Here is a 17,903-nt window from a genome sequence, read left to right on the forward strand (position 1 = left end):
GCAGGAGGGCGAGTCGCAAGGCTCCCCGGATGCGCCGGATCCGCTGGCGGCCCCCACGGGCCGCCACGGCTGTCGGGCCCTTGACCGGGGGGTAGGGCCCGCCGCCGACCACCTGAAGGGGCGCCCGCTGTCGCCGCGGGTCGGACCGCGGTCCGGCCAAACGGGGGCGGCCGGATCGCGCGAGCGGGCGCCCCTGTCACGTGCCGGGAGAATCCCGAGCCTCCGATGCCCCAGGAGAGCCGCCTTCTTCGCCGGGACGGGCGAGCCCGCGCATGGCCGCTTCGCCGCAGCGGGCGCGGTGGCGTCGGATGATCGCCGGTTCCGGCGGCGCCGAGCGCGTCGCCATCGCGGATTCGGTGTGGAGCGCGGCGGACCTGCTGCGCGCGGGCGCGCGCAGCGGGACCCGGGCGGTGTGAGGCGGGTCAGTCCTGTCCGGTGGAACCCTGCCCGGTGTGGTGCCGGGGCAGGGGCTCACCCGTGAGGTGCCCCAGGATTCCGGTGACGGTGAGGATCCGATCGAGCGCGGGACCACGCCGGTCCAGGTGCAATCGCACGCCCGCGCCGGTCGCGCGGCGGTGGATCATCAGGAGCGCTGACAGGCCGCTGGAGTCGCAGACGCGGAGCTCGGCACAGTCTATCCGCAGCTCACGCAGGTCCTGAGGGTCCGCCAATGCCGCGGCGGCGGTGTCCATGAGCTCACCGTGGGTGGCGTGGTCCAGGTCGCCATGCACGGCGATCCGGAGCGTGTGCGGATCGGGGGAGACCAGGATGAGGGTCAGCGGGCTTGGCACGAAAGCGGTCATGCGGTCTTTCCGGGGTGAGAAACGGGAGGAGAGGGGCTGTCGGCGGGCTCGGGCAGAGCCTGGCGCGCCCGGGCGAGCAGACCGGCGGCGCGCGGGAACTCGGTGAGCCGCCCGGCCAGCAGGTCGAGCGTGGGGGACAGCGTCGAGGCGGGCACGCCCCGGGCAGTCAGGATCCCGGCAGTCCAGGCCAGGAAGCCGCCGAACAGGTCGGCGTCGTCGAGGTAGACCGCCGCGCCGAGGAAGTCGACGATGTGCGCGACGTCCTCGGCTGTGTGGCGGCGCTGCTGGGCGGTATAGGCGGCCATCGCGGGGACACGCTGCTCCAGCTCGCCCATGACGTGCCTGACCAGCTGCCGGGACGACCGGGTGATCAGCGCGTACTCCTGGTCGTCCAGGTGCGGCAGATGGTCGGCGGCCTGCCGTGCCGCCGGCGGGCGGGGCGGCGGCCCGCTCTCCAGCAGGTCCGCGGCGGAGCGGGCGTCGGGGGCCCAGGCGTCGGCGCCGAGGAGATCGGCGTAGCGGCCGTCGGAACCGTAGGCGGCGCCGCCGACCAGGACCGGCGTCCCGGTCGCCTGGCACGCCGTGATGGCCGCGTGCGCGGTGGGCAGCCGGGTCGCGATCGAGCTGGACAGCGCGACCGCGTCAGGGGCGGTGCGGTGCAGGTGCGCGATCAGATGCGGGGTCGGAACCTGCGCGCCGAGATAGTCCACCTGCCAGCCGCGCAGGCGCAGCACCTCGGCCAGCAGCCGCGCCGGGAACGCGTGCCACTCGCCGTCGATGCAGGCCACGGTGATCCTGCCAGGCGCCGGGTCGCCGGCAGATGCCGCGGCGCGGGCGGCCGGGTGATGCGCCAGGGCGGCGAGCACGCGCTCGTTCACGGCCGTGGCGGTGTGCTCCTGCGCGACCGTGATCCGGTTGGCCGCCCATTCGCGGCCGACACGTGCCTGGACCGGAGCCACCACCTCCAGCAGCAGGGCCTCCATGGCGGTGCCGGCATCGAGGGCGCCCAGGACGGCGTCGGCCGCGGCGTACTCGTCGCCCGCCACCGCCGCCTCCCACAGATCACCGGCGCAGGCCTCGAGCCTGGCCTGCTCGCTGGTCGCGGTCATGCGGTGAACCTTCCCGGCCCGTGCCCCCCGACCGCGCTGAGATGGGCTCCGCGGGGGGCCGTGATGGCGATGACGGCCATGTCGTCATGGTCACCGTCGCCCACCCACTGGGACGACAGCATCTGGACGCGTTCGGTGAGCGCTTCGGGTGGCATCCCCGCGCACTGCTCGAGCTCCTCGCGCAGCCGCTCCTCGCCGAACATCTCGTTGCCCAGCGGGCCGCCCATGGCCTCGGTGATCCCATCCGTATAGAGCAGGCACGTCTCGCCGGGCTCGAGCACCACGGTGGCGGTGCAGCTGGTGATGTTCTCCAGCATCCCGATCAGCGTGCCTCTGGTGCTTGCCGCCTCGACCCGGCCGCCGGAACGCACGATCAGCGGTGGCGCGTGCCCGGCGCTGGTGAGCCGCAAGGTCACCTGCGAGCCCGTACGGCGAACCGACGCCAGCACGAGCGTGACGAACCTGGACCGGTCACCGCTCAGCAGCACCCCGTTCAGCAGGCCGAGAACGCGCTGGTGGTCGCCGGACATCGGCAGCAGAGCCTGCAGAGTGTTGCGGATCTTGCCGGTGAGCACCGCGGCTTCCAGGCCCTTGCCGCACACGTCGCCGAGCACCACCAGGGCCTCGTGATCGGCGTCCACGGAGGGGTGCAGGTCGTAGAAGTCGCCGCCCACCAGCTCGGTGGCTCCGGCCGGCCGGTAGCGGGCGGCCAGCTCCACACCGTCCAGGGCTCGCGTCCTGGGGGGCAGCAGCTCCCGCATCAGGGTGTCGGTGATGGAGGACTGCTCGGCGTAGAGGCGGGCCGCCGACATCGCCGCACCGGCCCGCGCGGCGAACAGCCGGGCGACCACCTCCTCGCCTTCGGAGAAGGACGCCCGCCCGGACCGCCGAAGCAGCAGCAGCGCGCCGGCCGGCACGCCGTGACCCGGCAGCGCCGACACCACCATGGAACCCACCTCGCCGAACCCTTCGCGGGCCAGCCAGGCGGGGGCGGAGGTGGGGTCGATCCAGCGCGAGGGCGCCGGCGGGAACCCCTGCAACGCCTCTGCCAGCCCCGGCACCTCCTGCGGGTCGATGGCCAGATCCTCGCGGGCCACCTGGCCGTCGGGGCCGCAGTAGGCGATCGGATGCCTGCGACCGGCCCTGGGCACGATCACCAGCGCGGCGTCGGCCAGATGTCGTGCCGCCAGCCGCGCGGTGACCTCCATGCAGCGGTCGAGGTTGAGGGACGACAGCAGCTCGTGCGACGCCTCTGCCAGGAACGCGGTCCGCTCCCGCTCGATCCGCAGCGCCTCGGCGAGCCGCTGGTTCTCGGTGCGGTCCAGCAGCCACCACGCGACGCCGGTTCCGTCGGGTGCGGGATGCGCTTCGAACATCTGCCCGCCCACCAGGCCGTACGCCACGCCGGGAGCGGGGGGCTCGGCATCGGGGCCGGCGCCGGGCGAGGCGGCGCCGGTGGGCGCGTTGTGGCCGACGGCGAGAAGGTGCGCTCGCACCAGCCATTCCGGGGCGGCGTCCATGAGCGGCACTCCCGCCGCGGCCGCCTTGGGCAGCAGCACGGCGGCTGCCTCGTTGACGTGGCGTACGATGCCGTCCGCGTCGGCCACGAGCACCGGATGGGGTGCGCTCGGCCACGCCTGCCCGGTGGCACCGCGCCCTGCTTCACTCGTCAGACCTGCCAAAACAGCGAGCCCGCGAGGGGCCCTGCCTCCTTAGTCGACATTTCGTCCAGTAGCACGCTTTCTGCCACTTTAATGGACCACGCCACGGTGACCACTGCCTCCGATGAAACGCCGTTCCCTACCCAGGGCGGAGAGGTGTAGTCGTTGCGCTGCGACGGAAATATCGTCAAGCGGAGCCGGGCGACGTCCCGCGGATGGCGTCGCCCGTCGCCGACGGTCGGCCGGCTACGCGTCGCGGAGCTTCTTGAGGGTCGCGATGTCCTCGCGGTGCTGGTCGGCCTTGCCCGGGGTCTCGATGCAGAAGGGCACACCCGCCACCGCGGGATGGCGCATGATCTCCGCGAACGGGCGGGCGCCGATCTGGCCGGCGCCGATCTTCTCGTGGCGGTCCTTCTTCGAGCCGCACGCGTCCTTGGAGTCGTTGGCGTGGATCAGCTTCAGGCGCCCCGGCGCGATCTTGTGGAGCAGGTCGAACGTCTCCTGAACGCCTGTCTCGGCCGCAAGGTCGTGCCCGGCGGAGAAGGCGTGGCAGGTGTCGAGGCAGATGGTCGCCCGGGGGTGCCAGTCGAGCGCGGCCAGATAGGGCTCCAGGTCCTGCACGGTGGCGCAGAGCATCGCGCCCTGGCCTGCCATCGGCTCCAGCAGCAGGTCGGGCCCGCCGTCGGGGATCCCGTCGAGCAGCGGCAGGAGGTGCTCGCGCACCTGGCGCATCGCGTCGTCGCGGGGCTGGGTCACCGCGGAGCCGGTGTGCACCACGACCCCCTTGGCCGCGATGTCGACGGCGCGCTGGAGCGTGTGGCGGACGATCTCGACCGAGCCGGCCAGCGTCTCGGGGTTGGGAGAGCCGAAGTTGGCGAGGTAGGGGACGTGGACGAAGGTGTCGACACCCGCCTCGGCCAGCTTGGCGTCCTGCTCCGGCTTGCCGGGGGTCAGCGCCCAGCCGCGCGGGTTGGTGACGAACACCTGGATCATTTCGGCGCCGATGTCGGCCATGTAGGCCAGACCGCCCGTTGCCAGGCCGCCGCTGACGGAGACGTGTCCGCCGATGAGAGAGCTTGGGGTCATGATGCCTCCCAGTGTACGGCCGGCGGCCGACGTTCCCAGGTCAGCGGCCCCGCGGGCACCGGCCCCGCCCCCCTTTCCCGGCCGCGCCGGGCGCCCTGGCCAGGCCCGCACGGATGTCGTCGGCCCGAGGCGGCAAGAGGAGTTTGCGTTCGGGAGGCAGGCCATTGAATGACAGAAGTTGAAATCTGTCATCTGATAGGCAATACTTCAAACATGAGAACTCTGGGAAACAACGGACCGCGGGTCAGTGCTCTCGGGCTCGGATGCATGGGGATGTCCGATCTCTACGGTCCCGCGGACGAGGGTGAGGGCATCGCCACGATCCGCGCCGCGCTCGATGCCGGGATCACTCTGCTCGACACCGGCGACTTCTACGGGATGGGCCACAACGAGCTGCTCATCCGGCAGGCGCTCGAAGGGCGGGACCGCGAGGCGGTCCAGATCAGCGTCAAGTTCGGGGCGCAGCGCGACTACGACGGCGCCTGGCTCGGGTACGACGCGCGCCCGGCCGCCGTCAGGACAGCCCTCGCCTACACGCTCCGCCGCCTCCGCACCGACTACGTGGACGTCTACCGCCCGGCCAGGGTGGATCCCCAGGTGCCCGTCGAGGAGACCGTGGGCGCCATCGCCGAAGAGGTGAAGAAGGGCCACGTTCGTCATATCGGACTGTCGGAGGTGAGCGCCGGGACGATCAGGCGGGCGCACGCCGTGCACCCCATCACCGACGTGCAGATCGAATACTCGCTGCTGTCGCGGGGGATCGAGAGCGAGATCCTGCCCACCTGCCGCGAGCTCGGGATCGGCGTCACCGCGTACGGCGTGCTGTCGCGCGGGCTCCTCGGCGGCCACTGGGCGAAGGACCGCACGCTGGCGGCGGGCGACTTCCGGGCCTTCTCTCCCCGCTTCTCCGGCGACAACCTGGCGCGCAACCTCGGCCTGGCCGAGGCGCTGCGCGAGCTCGCCGTGGGCAAGGGCGTGACGGTGGCTCAGCTCGCGATCGCCTGGGTGCTCGGACGCGGCGACGACATCGTCCCGCTCGTCGGCGCCCGGCGGCGCGACCGGCTCACCGAGGCGCTGGGAGCGCTCGACGTGACGCTCGGAGCCGAGGACCTGGCCCGCATCGAGGAGGCGGTGCCCGCCGACGCCGCCGCCGGCGAGCGCTACCCCGCTCCGCAGATGGCCCACCTCGACAGTGAGCGCTGACAGAATCGGGGATATGACCGATGGCATTCTGACGCGTGACCAGATCCTCAGCGCGGCGCAGGACGTCCTGCGCCGGTACGGTCCCGCCAAGGCCACGGTGGTGGACGTCGCCCGCGCGCTCGGAGTCAGCCACGGGAGCGTCTACCGGCACTTCCCCAGCAAGGCGGCGCTGCGGGAGGCGGTCACGCAGCGGTGGCTGGAGGAGTCTCACGTCCTGCTGGCGGCCGTGATGACCAGCGGCGGTCCCGCCGGCGCCAGGCTGCGTGCCTGGTCGTCATCCCTGTTCGCGGCCAAGCGGAAGAAGGCGCTGGACGATCCGGAGCTGTTCGCGACGTACATGGCGCTGGTCGGTGAGGCGAGCGAGGTGATCGACCGGCATGTGGCCGACCTCGTGGGGCAGCTCCAGGAGATCATCTCCGACGGGGTGGCCCAGGGGGAGTTCGCCGCCCCGGACCCGGCCTCGGCGGCGCGTGCCGTGTTCGACGCCACCATCCGCTTCCACGATCCCGCCCACGCGGGCGACTGGGGGCGGCCAGGGATCGAGGACGAGTTCGACGCGGTCCACACCCTCATCCTGGCCGGGCTCGCTCGCCGCTGACCCGCCCGGGAGAGTCCGGGTTGGAGCATGACACGAAAAGTCTTGGCCAACGCCGCCCGCAGTTGGGAGTTCTGGCGGGTGGACCGGGCACGACCGGCTTGTGTCTACTCGTGTCATGCCCAACACGCCGACCGGCCTGGCCCGCTTCAACGCCCTTGACCCCGGCGACGCCGAGAAGGAGCTGCTCGCCTGCTGCGCCTCGCCCGCCTTCGCCGGGCCCGTGGCCGCCGGGCGCCCCTTCGCGGACGAGGAGGCGCTGGCCGAAGCCGCCGCCGCGGCCGTGCGCGGGCTGGCCTGGCCGGACGTGCTGGAGGCGCTGAGCGCGCACCCGCGGATCGGCGAGCGGGCCGGCGGCGCGTCGCGGGAGTCGTCGTGGTCCCGGCAGGAGCAGTCGGGCGTCGAGGAGCACCTGCGCGCGTCCCTCTCCGAGGGGAACCTGGCCTACGAGCGCCGTTTCGGTCACGTCTATCTCGTCTGCGCCACCGGGCTGACCGGCGCCGAGATGCTCCGGCGGCTGCGCGAGCGCCTGGACGCCGACGAGGAGGGCGAGCGCCGCACGGTCCGCGAGGAGCTGGCGAAGATCACTCGCCTGCGCGTCGGCAAGCTCGTGGGGGAGGCCCCGTGAGCTTCTCGACGCACGTGCTCGACGCGGTCACCGGACGGCCCGCCGCCGGGATGGCCGTTCGCCTGGAGCACGAGGGACGGGTGGTCGCCGAGGGGCGCACGGACGACGACGGCCGGATCAAGGGCTGGGAGCCCGGGGCGGGCGTGCATCGGGTGGTCTTCGACACCGGCGGCTATCTGCCGGACACCTTCTATCCCGAGGTCGTCATCACGTTCACGGTGACCGATCCCGGTGATCACCATCACGTGCCGCTGCTGCTCAGCCCGTACGCCTACTCCACCTACCGAGGGAGCTAGATGTCGATCTTTCTCGGAGCCAACCGCTACGGCAAGGCGGAGACGAGGCTGGTGCGGGTCGTCAGGGACGGCGACGTGCACCATCTCAAGGACGTCAACGTCAGCTCCTCCCTGTCCGGCGACATGGCGGCCGCGCACCTGACCGGCGACAACTCCCGCGTGCTGCCGACCGACACCCAGAAGAACACCGTCTACGCCTTCGCGAAGCAGCACGGCGTGGACCAGATCGAGGACTTCGCCGCCCTGCTCGCCAGGCACTTCGTCAAGGAGCAGCCGTCGATCCACCATGCCAGGGTGGAGATCGAGGAGTACGCCTGGGACCGCAGGGGCGGGCACTCGTTCGTGCGCAGGGGCGGCGAGGTGCGCACCTGCCTGGTGCACCATGACCGCGACGGCCGCACCTCCGTGGTGTCGGGCCTGAAGGGCCTCGTGGTGCTCAATACGACCGGCTCGGAGTTCCACGGCTTCGTCGTCGACGGCTACACCACGCTCCAGCCGACCACCGATCGCGTCCTCGCCACCGCCGTCGACGCCCGCTGGCGCCACGCGGGCGAGGAGGGGGACTACGCCGGCTCGTACGCGGCCGTACGGGAGCGCATGCTGGAGGCGTTCGCCGGGACGTACAGCCTCTCGCTGCAGCAGACGCTGTACGCGATGGGCGAGCGGGTGCTGGAGTCCTGCCCGGAGGTGTGCGAGATCCGGTTCGCGATGCCGAACAGGCACCACTTCCTCGTGGACCTGTCACCGTTCGGGCTGGACAACGACAACGAGGTCTTCTACGCGGCCGATCGGCCCTACGGCCTGATCGAGGGCAGTGTGCTGCGGGAGGGCGCTCCTGATGCCGGATTCGCCTGGGAGTAGAGCGATGGACTTCTTGCGTCCCACGACATGGGCGGAGGCGCTGGCCGCCAAGGCGGACCAGCCGGAGGCGGTGCCCCTCCAGGGAGGCACCGACGTGATGGTGGAGATCAACTTCGATATGCGGCGGCCGGTGGCGCTGCTGGACCTCACCCGGGTGGCCGAGCTGGCGACCTGGTCGATCGAGGACGGGCGTTACCGGGTGGGCGCGGCGGTGCCGTACAGCGTGATCATCAGCGAGCTCGGCGGCGCGCTGCCGGGGCTGGCGCAGGCGGCGCGGACGGTCGGCTCGCCGCAGATCCGCAACCGCGGATCCGTCGGCGGGAACCTCGGCGCCGCCTCGCCCGCGGGCGACAGTCACCCGCCGCTGCTCGCCACCGACGCGGTGATCGAGGTGGAGTCGCGGGACGGCGGAGTCAGGCTGATCCCCGCGGCGGAGTTCTACCTCGGCGTCAAGCGCAACGCGCTGCGGCCGGACGAGCTGATCAGGGCCTTTCACGTCGCCCCCGCGAGCGGCCCTCAGTACTTCTCGAAGGTCGGCACCCGCAACGCCATGGTGATCGCGGTCTGCTCGTTCGCCGTGGCGCTGCATCCCGGCGAGAGGCGGGTCGGCACCGGGCTCGGCTCGGCGGCGCCCACCCCGCGCAGGGCGCCGGAGGCGGAGGAGTTCCTGGCCGGCGAGCTCGACTGGGGCGCGCCGCTCGACCCGGCCGTGCTGGGACGGTTCGGCGAGCTGTGCTCGCTGGCCGCCTCGCCGATCGACGACGTGCGCGGCACCGCCGGCTACCGCAGGCACGCCATCAGCGTGATGGCCCGCCGCACGCTCACCTGGGCGTGGGACGACCACCTGGGAAGGAGGGCGGCCTGATGCGCGTCACGTTCACCGTCAACGGCCGCGAGGAGACGGCAGAAGACGTGTGGGAGGGCGAGAGCCTCCTGTACGTGCTCCGCGAGCGGATCGGCCTGCCCGGCTCCAAGAACGCCTGCGAGCAGGGCGAGTGCGGATCCTGCACGGTCTACCTCGACGGCGCGCCGGTCTGCGCCTGCATGGTCGCCGCCGGGCAGGCCGAGGGCCGCCAGGTGCGTACCGTCGAGGGCCTCGCGGAGGGGGGCCGGCTCGACCCGGTGCAGGAGGCGTTCGTGGAATGCGGCGCGGTGCAGTGCGGCTTCTGCACGCCCGGTCTCATCGTGCAGGCGCACGACCTGCTCGAACGCGTCGGGGTGCCCTCCGACGCGGAGATCCGCGAAGCCCTCGCGGGCAACCTGTGCCGCTGCACCGGCTACGAGAAGATCCTCGACGCCGTCCGGCTCGCGGCGGCGCGGAAGGCGGAGACCGGGTGACCGGAGTCCTGATCGAGAACGTGCACATCGCGCCCGTCAGGGGCCCGGAGATCGAGTCCGGATACATCCGCGTCGAGGGGGACCGGATCGCCGAGCTCGGCCCCATGGCCCGGCCGCCTGACGCGCCGGGGACGACGAGGATCGACGCGACCGGCTGCCTGGCCACGCCGGGCCTGGTCAACACCCACCACCACCTCTACCAGTGGGCCACGCAGGGGCTCGCCCAGGACGCCACGCTGTTCGAGTGGCTGGTCGCCCTGTACGAGGTGTGGGCCGCCATGGACGCGGACGTGGTCAAGGGCGCGGCTTCGGCCGGGCTCGGCTATCTGGCGCTGTCGGGCTGCACCACCTCCAGCGACCACCACTACGTCTTCCCCAAGGGCCGGGGCGACCTGTTCGCCGCCGAGATCGAGGCCGCCCGCGAGCTGGGCATCCGCTTCCACCCGGCCCGCGGCTCGATGGACCGCGGCCAGTCGGCGGGCGGGCTGCCGCCGGATGTCGTCGTGGAGGAGCTGGACGAGATCCTCGCCGCCACGGCCGAGGCCGTCGACACTTACCACGACCCCTCCTTCTCCTCCATGCTGCGGATCGCGGTCGCGCCCTGCTCGCCGTTCTCGGTGAGCGAGGAGCTGATGACGGAGGCCGCCTGGCTCGCCAGGGACAGGGGCGTGCGCCTGCACACGCACCTGGCCGAGACGCTGGACGAGGAGGAGCACTGCCTGGAGCAGTTCGGCGTGCGCCCCGTCGACTACATGGACCGGCTCGGCTGGCTCGGCCCGGACGTGTGGTTCGCGCACGCGGTGCACCTGAGCGACGGCGACATCGCCAGGTTCGCGGCCACCGGCACCGGCTCCGCGCACTGCCCGTCGTCGAACGGGCGGCTGGGCGCCGGCATCGCCCGCGTGTCGGAGATGCTGCGGCGTGGCGCGAACGTCGGGCTCGGCGTCGACGGCAGCGCCTCCTCCGAGCTGACCACGATGGCCGGGGAGATGCGGCAGGCGCTGCTCTTCCAGCGTGCCAGGTACGGCCCGAAGGCGCTGTCGGCCAGACAGGCGCTGGAGCTGGCCACGCTCGGCGGCGCGCGCAACCTCGGCCGCCAGGACGAACTCGGCTCGCTGGAGCCCGGCAAGCTGGCCGACCTGGCGCTGTGGCGGGTGGACGGCCCGTTCGCGGCGGCCGTCGACGACCCCGTCTGCGCGCTGGTCTTCGGGCCGCCGCCGCCGCTGGCCCGGCTGCTGGTCGGCGGGCGGACGGTGGTCGAGGACGGCGAGCTGCGAACCGTCGCGCACGACGCCGCCGGCCGCGCGGGAGCCGAGGCGCACCGTCGCCTGATGCGCCTGGCCGGGGAGCGCGGGGCGTCCTAGACCCGCTTGCGCTCGCGGTAGGAGCTCGACGGGCCGTTCCAGGCCCAGTGACCGCCGGAGCGCCTCGCGGAGCTCCACGAGCTCGGCCAGGTCGAGGCGGTCCACGGGCACGCCGGGCGGCTCGGCGTGCCAGCGTGCGGGGTCGGCGGCCAGCTCCGCCACGCCCTGGCCTACGGGGCCCGAGCCTGGAAGGGCACGCCGCTCACCCACGCCGCGCTGCTGGCGACCGGCTTCTCCGGCATGTACGCGGCGGGCGGGCTCGGCTACGGCGCCGCCGGGCTCGCCGTGGCCTGGCTGCTGGACCGGGCGGGCGCGCAGGCCGCGATCGGCCTGTGCGCGCTGGCCGCCGCCGTGCTGGCGCTGGGCTCGTCGGCGCTGGAGGTCAGATCGACAGCTCGCGTTCCAGCGGGGTACGGAACCGGGGGGTGACCTTGATCCCGCCGAGCCACGCGGTCAGCCCGGCCACCTCGGCCTCGATCGCCGCGGTGGCGTCCGCGCCCACCTCGGTGAGCGGCCGCCACGTGATCTCGCCGTCGGCGCGCTGGGCCCAGCCGCCCACCACCTCGCCGTTCCACCACACGGTCGGCCCCACGTTGCCGGTGCGGTCGAACAGCTCGGCCCGGTGCGCCTGCGGCAGATACCAGTCGCGGGACTGCCAGCCCATCGGCGTCGGGTCGAGCGCGGGCAGCAGCGCCGCCCACGGCTCCGGCTCCGGCACCTCGTCCAGGTCGTCCGGCAGAACGAGGCCGATGCCGCCGTCCAGCTCCACCTCGACCGAGCCGTTGGCGGCCAGCGCCTCGCGCACCTGGCCCAGCGTCCAGCCGGTCCACCACTTGAGGTCGGCCTCGGTGCCCGGCCCGAACGCCGCCAGCCACCGCCGCACCAGCTCCGCCCGCGCCTCGTGCGCCGCGAGCTCGGCCATCGCCGGGCCGACGCCCCATCGGTGCTGGCCGCTGATCCACGTGCCCGCGGGGCGGCCCTGCCGCAACAGCCTGCCCTCCATCGCCATCACGTGCAGCAGGCGGCTGGCGAGGCTCTGCGTGCCCTCGTTGGGTTTGCCCACGGCCACCCTGATCTGCTCGCGCAGCCGCGGCTCCAGGCCGCCCAGCTCGCTCGCCGTGGCCTCGCCCACCTCGGCCAGCGAGCGCAGCACCGAGGCGGCCACGTCGTCGGCCCACTCCTCGTCCCTGCCGTTCTCGCCGAGGAGCTTCACCAGCGACCGGCGCTCCCGCAGCGCGATGGCCAGCGTCGAGGAGTGGTGCACGACCGGCGCCAGCTCCGTCGGGACCACGAACATCGTGCGCCGCATCCCGGTCATCCGCACCAGCGTGCGCTCCTCGTACAGCGCCCTCTCGACCGGCTCGGGGCCGGGCGCCGTCAGCCGCGCGCCCGCCGACAGGAACACGGTCGCCGGGTCGGTGGCGTGCAGCGCCACGACGCTGCGCGCCGCCTCTTCGACGCTCGCCGCCTTGCGGGCGAGCCCATGCCGCGCCCCCAGCCGGGCGCGCCGCTGCGTGGTGGAGATCCGCACGTCACCCCTCCTCACGATCCGGTACGGCGGAGCATAGACGAGGTGAGCCATGGGCGGGTTCGGACGGGTCGCCGCCGGAGTGTGATGATGGGGCATCGCCGGCGCACCGGCCCGGGTCAGTCTCGTGTGGGAGTTCGCAGTGGTTGAGCATGTCCTTGTCGCCCCGGACAAGTTCAAGGGTTCGCTGACGGCGGCGGAGGTGGCCGCCGCCGTGGCGGGCGCCCTCGGTGTCCCGGCAGTCGAACTGCCGGTCGCCGACGGCGGTGACGGCACCGTCGACGCGGCCGTGGCCTGCGGCTTCGCCCGCGTCTCCCTGCGGGTCACCGGCCCGACCGGCACGCCCGTCACCGCCTCCTACGCCAGGCGCGGTGAGACGGCCGTGGTCGAGCTCGCCGAGGCGTCAGGCCTGCGCCGCCTGCCCGGACGCCCGGAGCCGCTCACCGCCACCAGCCACGGCACCGGCGAGCTCGTCGCCGACGCCGTCAAGCAGGGCGCCACCCGCGTCGTCCTGGGCCTCGGCGGCAGCGCCTGCACCGACGGGGGAGCGGGCATGGTGCGGGCACTCGGCGCCCGCCTCCTGGACGCCGCCGGCGACGACCTGCCGCCCGGCGGTGCCGCGCTGCGCGACCTGGACCGCATCGACGTCGCGGGTCTCCTCGACCTCTCCGGCGTCGAGTTCGTCGTCGCCAGCGACGTCGACAACCCCCTGCTCGGCCCGCACGGCGCGGCCGCCGTCTACGGCCCGCAGAAGGGCGCCACCCCTGAGCAGGTCCGCCTCCTCGAAGCCGCGCTCTCCCGCTTCGCCGCCGTGGCCACCCGCACCCACGGCCTCGTCGGCGCCGTCGAGCACGACGGCAGGCCGCGCCCCATGGGCGTCGCCGGAGCCCCCGGCGCCGGAGCCGCCGGCGGGGTCGGCTTCGCCGCGCTGGCCTTCCTGGGCGCCGACATCCAGCCCGGCATCGACTACCTGCTCGACCTGCTCGGCTTCAACGACCTGGTCAAGGGCGCGCGACTGGTGATCACCGGCGAGGGCTCGCTCGACGAGCAGTCCCTGCGCGGCAAGGCCCCCATCGGCGTCGCCCAGGCGGCCGCCAAGGCGGGAGTCCCCGTGGTGGCGGTCTGCGGCCGCCGCACCCTCTCGGACGCCGACCTCCACGCGGCGGGCATCCGGGCCGCCTACGCGCTCACCGACCTGGAGCCGGACCCGGACCGCTGCATGGCGGAGGCGGCCCCCCTCCTCCGGCGCCTGACGGCCCGGCTCGCCGCGGACCAGCTCTCGTGACCGCGTACGACCTGGTGGTCAGGTCACGCAGGACCGTGACGGCCGAGGGGGAGCGGGCCCTGGCCGTCGCCGTCAAGGACGGCAGGATCGCCGAGCTGGCCGGCTACGGCGCGGCGCTGCGGGCGGCGGAGGACATCGACCTGCGCGACCTGGCGCTGCTGCCCGGCCTGGTCGACACGCACGTGCACGTCAACGAGCCCGGCCGCGCCCACTGGGAGGGCTTCGCCTCCGCCACCAGGGCCGCCGCCGCCGGAGGCGTCACCACCATCGTCGACATGCCGCTCAACTCGATCCCGCCCACCGTCAGCGTGGACGCGCTGGAGGCCAAGCTGCGTGCCGCAGACGGGCAGTGCCACGTGGACGTCGGCTTCTGGGGCGGCGCGGTGCCGGGCAACACCAAGGAGCTCAGGGCGCTGCACGACCGGGGCGTCTACGGGTTCAAGTGCTTCCTGTCACCGTCGGGGGTGGAGGAGTTCCCGCCGCTCGGGCCGTCGCAGGTGCGGGAGGCGATGGCGGAGATCGCCGGATTCGGCGGCCTCCTGGTCGTGCACGCCGAGGATCCCGCGCTGCTGACGGAGTGCGAGGGGCCGTCGTACCCGCAGTTCCTGAGCTCGCGGCCGGGAGCGGCCGAGCGGAGCGCGGTCGAGCAGGTCGTCGAGCTGGCCCGCCGGACCGGCGTGCGGGCGCACATCCTGCACGTCTCCAGCGCCGACTGCCTGCCGGTGCTGGCGGCAGCCCAGGCGGACGGCGTACGGATCACCGCCGAGACCTGCCCGCACTACCTGACGCTCGACGCCGAGCAGGTGCCCGAGGGCGACACCTCCTACAAGTGCTGCCCGCCCATCAGGTCCGCGGCCAACCGCGACCTGCTGTGGGAAGGGCTCGCCGCCGGCGTGCTGAGCTGCGTCGTCTCCGACCACTCGCCGTCCACCGCCGACCTCAAGGTGCCCGACTTCGCCGCCGCCTGGGGCGGTGTCGCCTCACTCCAGCTCGGCCTGCGGGCGGTCTGGACCGAGGCGTCCCGCCGGGGGCACGGGCTCGACGCGGTGGTCCGCTGGATGTCCGCCAACCCCGCCGCGCTGGCCGGTCTGGCGGGCAAGGGCGGGATCGAGCCGGGCAACGACGCCGACCTCGTCGCCTTCGACCCGGCGGCCACCGAGCCGGTGGACGCCCGGCGGCTGCACCACAAGAACCCCGTCACGCCCTACCACGGGCGCGAGCTCAGGGGCGCCGTCCTGACCACCTGGCTCAGGGGCAGGCCGGTCGACGGCACACCGCACGGACGTTTCCGGTTGGGAGAATAGATGCGCCACAGCTTCACCAGCCTGCCCGACCTCGCGCTCCGCGGTCACGGCGGCTCGGTCGTCGCCGCCAGCGACGAGTCGTTCGCCGACAAGGAGTGCCTCATCCGGCCCGGCCGTCCCGCCTTCCAGGAGGCGACGTTCGGCAGCAAGGGACAGGTGTACGACGGGTGGGAGACGCGCCGCCGCCGCGAACCCGGGCACGACTGGGCGCTGGTGCGGCTCGGCATGCCGGGCGTGATCCGCGGCGTGGTGATCGACACGGCGTGGTTCAAGGGCAACTACCCGCCGCACGCCTCCGTCGAGGCCGCCGAGCTGACGGGACACCCCTCACCGGCCGAGGTGGCGCAGGCCACCTGGACCGAGATCGTGCCGAGGAGCGCGCTGAGCGGCGACGCCGAGCACCACTTCGAGGTGGCCGATGGCGGCCGCCACACCCACGTGCGGCTGAACATGTTCCCCGACGGCGGCATCGCCCGCCTGCGCGTGCACGGCGAGCCCCGGCCCGACCTGTCCGTCTACGACGGGCTCGGCTTCGACCTGGCGGCCCTGGCCCACGGCGGGCTGGTGACCGCCTGCTCCGACGAGTTCTACTCCTCGCCCAACAACGTCCTGGCCCCCGGCCTGGCCCGCCACCAGGCGGAGGGCTGGGAGACCGCCCGACGCCGGGTGGAGGGCAACGACTGGCTCGTCATCCGCCTGGCCGGACGCGGCCTCATCAGGCTGGCCGAGATCGACACCACGAACCTGCTCCACAACGCGCCCGGCTGGGTGTCGCTCACCGGGCTCGACGGCGACCGCGAGACGGAGCTGCTGCCCAGGACCAGGCTCCAGCCCGACACCCCGCACCGCTTCCGCCTCCAGCACGCCGAGCCGGTCGGCGAGGTGCGCGTCGACATCTATCCCGACGGCGGCCTGGCCAGGGTGCGCCTGCACGGCGTCCTGGCCTGACCGGCGTCACTGCCAGAGGAAGACCTCCGAGCCGGGCGGCCGCTCGCTGTTGGGCGCCGGGCGCTGGAAGCGGACCACGCCGCCGTTGCCCAGGTTGCGCACCCGCACCCTGAAGCCCTGCGCCTCCAGCTCGGCCTTGGCGTCGCTGATGCTCTTGCCCATCACGGCCGGCACGATCCGGACGTCGTGGTCGTCGCGGGCCTCGTTGTCACCCTTGAACCACTCCCAGAAGTCCCCCTGGCAGCGCGCCACCGTGATCATGGCGGGCGCGCCCTTGTCGACCTCCGACTTGGCCTTCGGCGACTGCGCGATCACCGTGCACGGCTCGGCGTCGTCGACGACCTCGTTGACCTGCACCTGGAAGCCCTGCTGGCCCAGGTAGGCGGCGGCCTCGTCCTTCGGCATGCCGCCCAGGTCGGGCATCACCAGGCCCGCGCTCACGTAGATGTCGACCCTGGCGCCTTCCTTGACCTTCTCGCCCACCTGGGGCGAGGTGCGGATCACGGTGTTGCGCGGCGCCTCGAGGTTCTGGATGCGCCTGACCTTGCCCACGGTGAGCCCGGCCTCGGCGACCGCGTTGCGGGCGTCCGGCTCGGTCAGACCCTGGACCTTGGGCACCAGCACCCGCTTGGGTCCCAGCGAGGGCACCAGCGTGATCGCGGTCCCGCTCTCGACCTCGGTCTTGCCCGCCGGGTCCATGCTCAGCACCAGGCCCTCGGCCACCTTCTCGCTGTGCTGGCCCGCCACCTTGTTGACCTTGAAGCCGAGCGTCCTGGCGTTCTGCTCGGCCACCGAAATGTTCTTGCCGACGAGGTCGGGCACGGTGGTGTAGCTCTTCTGCGAGAAGTACAGGCCCGTCAGAGCCACCGCCACCACCATGACCGCGGCCAGCGTCACCAGGAACCAGTTGACCCTGAAGCGGGCGGGCGGCGGCGCCTCGGCGCGCGGCTGGATCAGCGTGTGGCTGGGGGAGGCCTGCGGCGGCATCGTGTGCGGCATGGAGTGCTGCCGCGTCTGCGACATCTGCGGATTCGTCAGCCGGGGCAGCATCCGGTGCGCGTCGACGGCCGCCACCAGCATCGCGGTCGCGTCGGCCGGGCGGTTCTGCGGATCCCGGGCGGTGGCGTGCGCCACCAGCGAGTCGATCAGCGGCGGCACGTCGTGCGCCACCGACGACGGCGCCGCCACGGTGTCGTGGACGTGCCGGTAGGCCACCGACATGGGCGTCTCGCCGTCGTACGGCTGCTGGCCCGTCACCAGCTCGAACAGCATGATGCCCGCGGCGTAGACGTCGCTGCGCACATCGGCGCCGCCGGTCGTCACCTGCTCGGGCGACATGTAACCGATCGTGCCGATCATCACGCCGGTGCGGGTCTGGTTGGTCGCCTCGATCGCCCTGGCGAGGCCGAAGTCCACGACCTTGACCCGGCCGTCGTCGGTCATCAGCACGTTCTCGGGCTTGACGTCACGATGGACGAGCCCTGCCTGGTGGGCCGCGCCGAGCGCCGCGAGCACCGGAATCATGATCTCCAGGGCCTCGCGGGACGGCACCCTGCCGCGCTCGCGCAGGATGTCGCGCAGCGTCTTGCCCGGCACGTACTCCATCGACAGGTAGACGACGTCGTTGTCGGTGCCCTGGTCGAAGACGTGCACGATGTTGGGGTGGGAGAGACTGGCCACCGACTTGGCCTCGCCGATGAACCTGCGCACGAACGCCGGGTCCTCGGCGAGCGAGCGATGCATGACCTTCAGCGCCACCGTCCGGTCAAGCCGGATGTCCAGCGCGAGGTAGACGGTCGCCATACCGCCCCGGGCGATCCGGGACTCGATGCGGTAGCGCCCGTCGAGCAGCCGGCCGACCAGGGGGTCCGCAGTCGTCGTGTCCACCCCGCTG

18 protein-coding genes are annotated in these 17,903 nt (G+C 73.1%); 12 read left to right on the top strand and 6 right to left on the bottom strand.

Annotated features, from left to right (window positions below; all coding sequences use genetic code 11):
- Window positions 1-422 precede the first annotated feature (422 nt).
- The 4 genes from V5E28_RS22670 to V5E28_RS22685 form a co-directional block, all read right to left on the bottom strand.
- Window positions 423-803, bottom strand: coding sequence for an STAS domain-containing protein (locus V5E28_RS22670; protein WP_336209028.1), 381 nt, complete (start codon window positions 801-803; stop codon window positions 423-425).
- The gene (locus V5E28_RS22675; RefSeq protein WP_336209029.1) at window positions 800-1,912 is read right to left on the bottom strand and encodes a cobalamin B12-binding domain-containing protein; all 1,113 of its coding nucleotides are present in this window, start codon (window positions 1,910-1,912) and stop codon (window positions 800-802) included. The genes V5E28_RS22670 and V5E28_RS22675 overlap by 4 nt, the downstream gene beginning before the upstream one ends.
- Entirely contained in the window at window positions 1,909-3,519 is a 1,611-nt protein-coding gene (locus V5E28_RS22680) for a PP2C family protein-serine/threonine phosphatase (protein ID WP_336209030.1), read from the bottom strand. Before V5E28_RS22680 ends, V5E28_RS22675 begins: the two co-directional genes overlap by 4 nt.
- Window positions 3,520-3,819: 300 nt before the next feature.
- On the bottom strand, window positions 3,820-4,659 hold the full coding sequence (locus V5E28_RS22685) for a deoxyribonuclease IV (RefSeq protein ID WP_336209031.1): 840 nt from the start codon (window positions 4,657-4,659) through the stop codon (window positions 3,820-3,822).
- 213 nt (window positions 4,660-4,872) lie between these two features.
- On the opposite strand from V5E28_RS22685, the gene V5E28_RS22690 reads away from it, so the two are divergent.
- The 9 genes from V5E28_RS22690 to V5E28_RS22730 all read left to right on the top strand — a co-directional run bounded on the left by V5E28_RS22690 (window position 4,873) and on the right by V5E28_RS22730 (window position 11,373).
- Entirely contained in the window at window positions 4,873-5,862 is a 990-nt protein-coding gene (locus V5E28_RS22690; RefSeq protein ID WP_336209032.1) for an aldo/keto reductase, read from the top strand.
- A 13-nt stretch (window positions 5,863-5,875) separates the two neighbouring features.
- The gene (locus tag V5E28_RS22695) at window positions 5,876-6,460 is read left to right on the top strand and encodes a TetR family transcriptional regulator (protein ID WP_336209033.1); all 585 of its coding nucleotides are present in this window, start codon (window positions 5,876-5,878) and stop codon (window positions 6,458-6,460) included.
- 115 nt (window positions 6,461-6,575) lie between these two features.
- The gene (gene uraD, locus V5E28_RS22700; protein WP_336209034.1) at window positions 6,576-7,085 is read left to right on the top strand and encodes a 2-oxo-4-hydroxy-4-carboxy-5-ureidoimidazoline decarboxylase; all 510 of its coding nucleotides are present in this window, start codon (window positions 6,576-6,578) and stop codon (window positions 7,083-7,085) included.
- Window positions 7,082-7,381, top strand: coding sequence for a hydroxyisourate hydrolase (gene uraH, locus V5E28_RS22705; protein ID WP_336209035.1), 300 nt, complete (start codon window positions 7,082-7,084; stop codon window positions 7,379-7,381). Before uraD ends, uraH begins: the two co-directional genes overlap by 4 nt.
- A complete protein-coding gene (gene pucL / locus V5E28_RS22710) occupies window positions 7,382-8,242 on the top strand; it encodes a factor-independent urate hydroxylase (RefSeq protein WP_336209036.1) in 861 nt (286 codons plus the stop codon).
- 4 nt (window positions 8,243-8,246) lie between these two features.
- Window positions 8,247-9,107 carry an FAD binding domain-containing protein gene (locus V5E28_RS22715; RefSeq protein WP_336209037.1) on the top strand — a complete coding sequence of 287 codons (861 nt, stop codon included), beginning with the start codon at window positions 8,247-8,249 and terminating at the stop codon, window positions 9,105-9,107.
- The gene (locus V5E28_RS22720; protein ID WP_336209039.1) at window positions 9,107-9,580 is read left to right on the top strand and encodes a (2Fe-2S)-binding protein; all 474 of its coding nucleotides are present in this window, start codon (window positions 9,107-9,109) and stop codon (window positions 9,578-9,580) included. Before V5E28_RS22715 ends, V5E28_RS22720 begins: the two co-directional genes overlap by 1 nt.
- The gene (locus V5E28_RS22725) at window positions 9,577-10,944 is read left to right on the top strand and encodes an 8-oxoguanine deaminase (RefSeq protein WP_336209040.1); all 1,368 of its coding nucleotides are present in this window, start codon (window positions 9,577-9,579) and stop codon (window positions 10,942-10,944) included. The genes V5E28_RS22720 and V5E28_RS22725 overlap by 4 nt, the downstream gene beginning before the upstream one ends.
- Window positions 10,945-11,070: 126 nt before the next feature.
- Window positions 11,071-11,373, top strand: a complete 303-nt coding sequence (locus V5E28_RS22730; protein ID WP_336209041.1) for a hypothetical protein — start codon at window positions 11,071-11,073, stop codon at window positions 11,371-11,373.
- Here the strand turns inward: V5E28_RS22730 and V5E28_RS22735 are convergent.
- Entirely contained in the window at window positions 11,327-12,475 is a 1,149-nt protein-coding gene (locus tag V5E28_RS22735) for a winged helix DNA-binding domain-containing protein (protein ID WP_336209042.1), read from the bottom strand. The two genes, V5E28_RS22730 and V5E28_RS22735, sit on opposite strands and share 47 nt — an antisense overlap.
- Window positions 12,476-12,614: 139 nt before the next feature.
- Here V5E28_RS22735 and V5E28_RS22740 point away from each other — a divergent pair, with 139 nt between their 5' ends.
- The 3 genes from V5E28_RS22740 to alc are packed head-to-tail and all read left to right on the top strand — an operon-like array spanning window position 12,615 to window position 16,009.
- Window positions 12,615-13,757: a glycerate kinase gene (locus tag V5E28_RS22740; protein ID WP_336209043.1), complete on the top strand. Its 1,143-nt coding sequence runs from the start codon at window positions 12,615-12,617 to the stop codon at window positions 13,755-13,757.
- A complete protein-coding gene (gene allB, locus V5E28_RS22745) occupies window positions 13,754-15,061 on the top strand; it encodes an allantoinase AllB (protein WP_336209044.1) in 1,308 nt (435 codons plus the stop codon). The genes V5E28_RS22740 and allB overlap by 4 nt, the downstream gene beginning before the upstream one ends.
- Window positions 15,062-16,009 (top strand): allantoicase, encoded by a 948-nt coding sequence (gene alc / locus V5E28_RS22750; RefSeq protein WP_336209045.1) that lies wholly within the window; start codon window positions 15,062-15,064, stop codon window positions 16,007-16,009.
- 6 nt (window positions 16,010-16,015) lie between these two features.
- Here alc and pknB read toward each other — a convergent pair whose 3' ends face one another.
- Entirely contained in the window at window positions 16,016-17,896 is a 1,881-nt protein-coding gene (pknB, locus tag V5E28_RS22755; protein ID WP_336209046.1) for a Stk1 family PASTA domain-containing Ser/Thr kinase, read from the bottom strand.
- Window positions 17,897-17,903 lie beyond the last annotated feature (7 nt).

This window comes from Nonomuraea sp. LPB2021202275-12-8 (genome assembly GCF_037044575.1).
In the GTDB taxonomy this organism is placed as follows: Bacteria; Actinomycetota; Actinomycetes; order Streptosporangiales; family Streptosporangiaceae; genus Nonomuraea.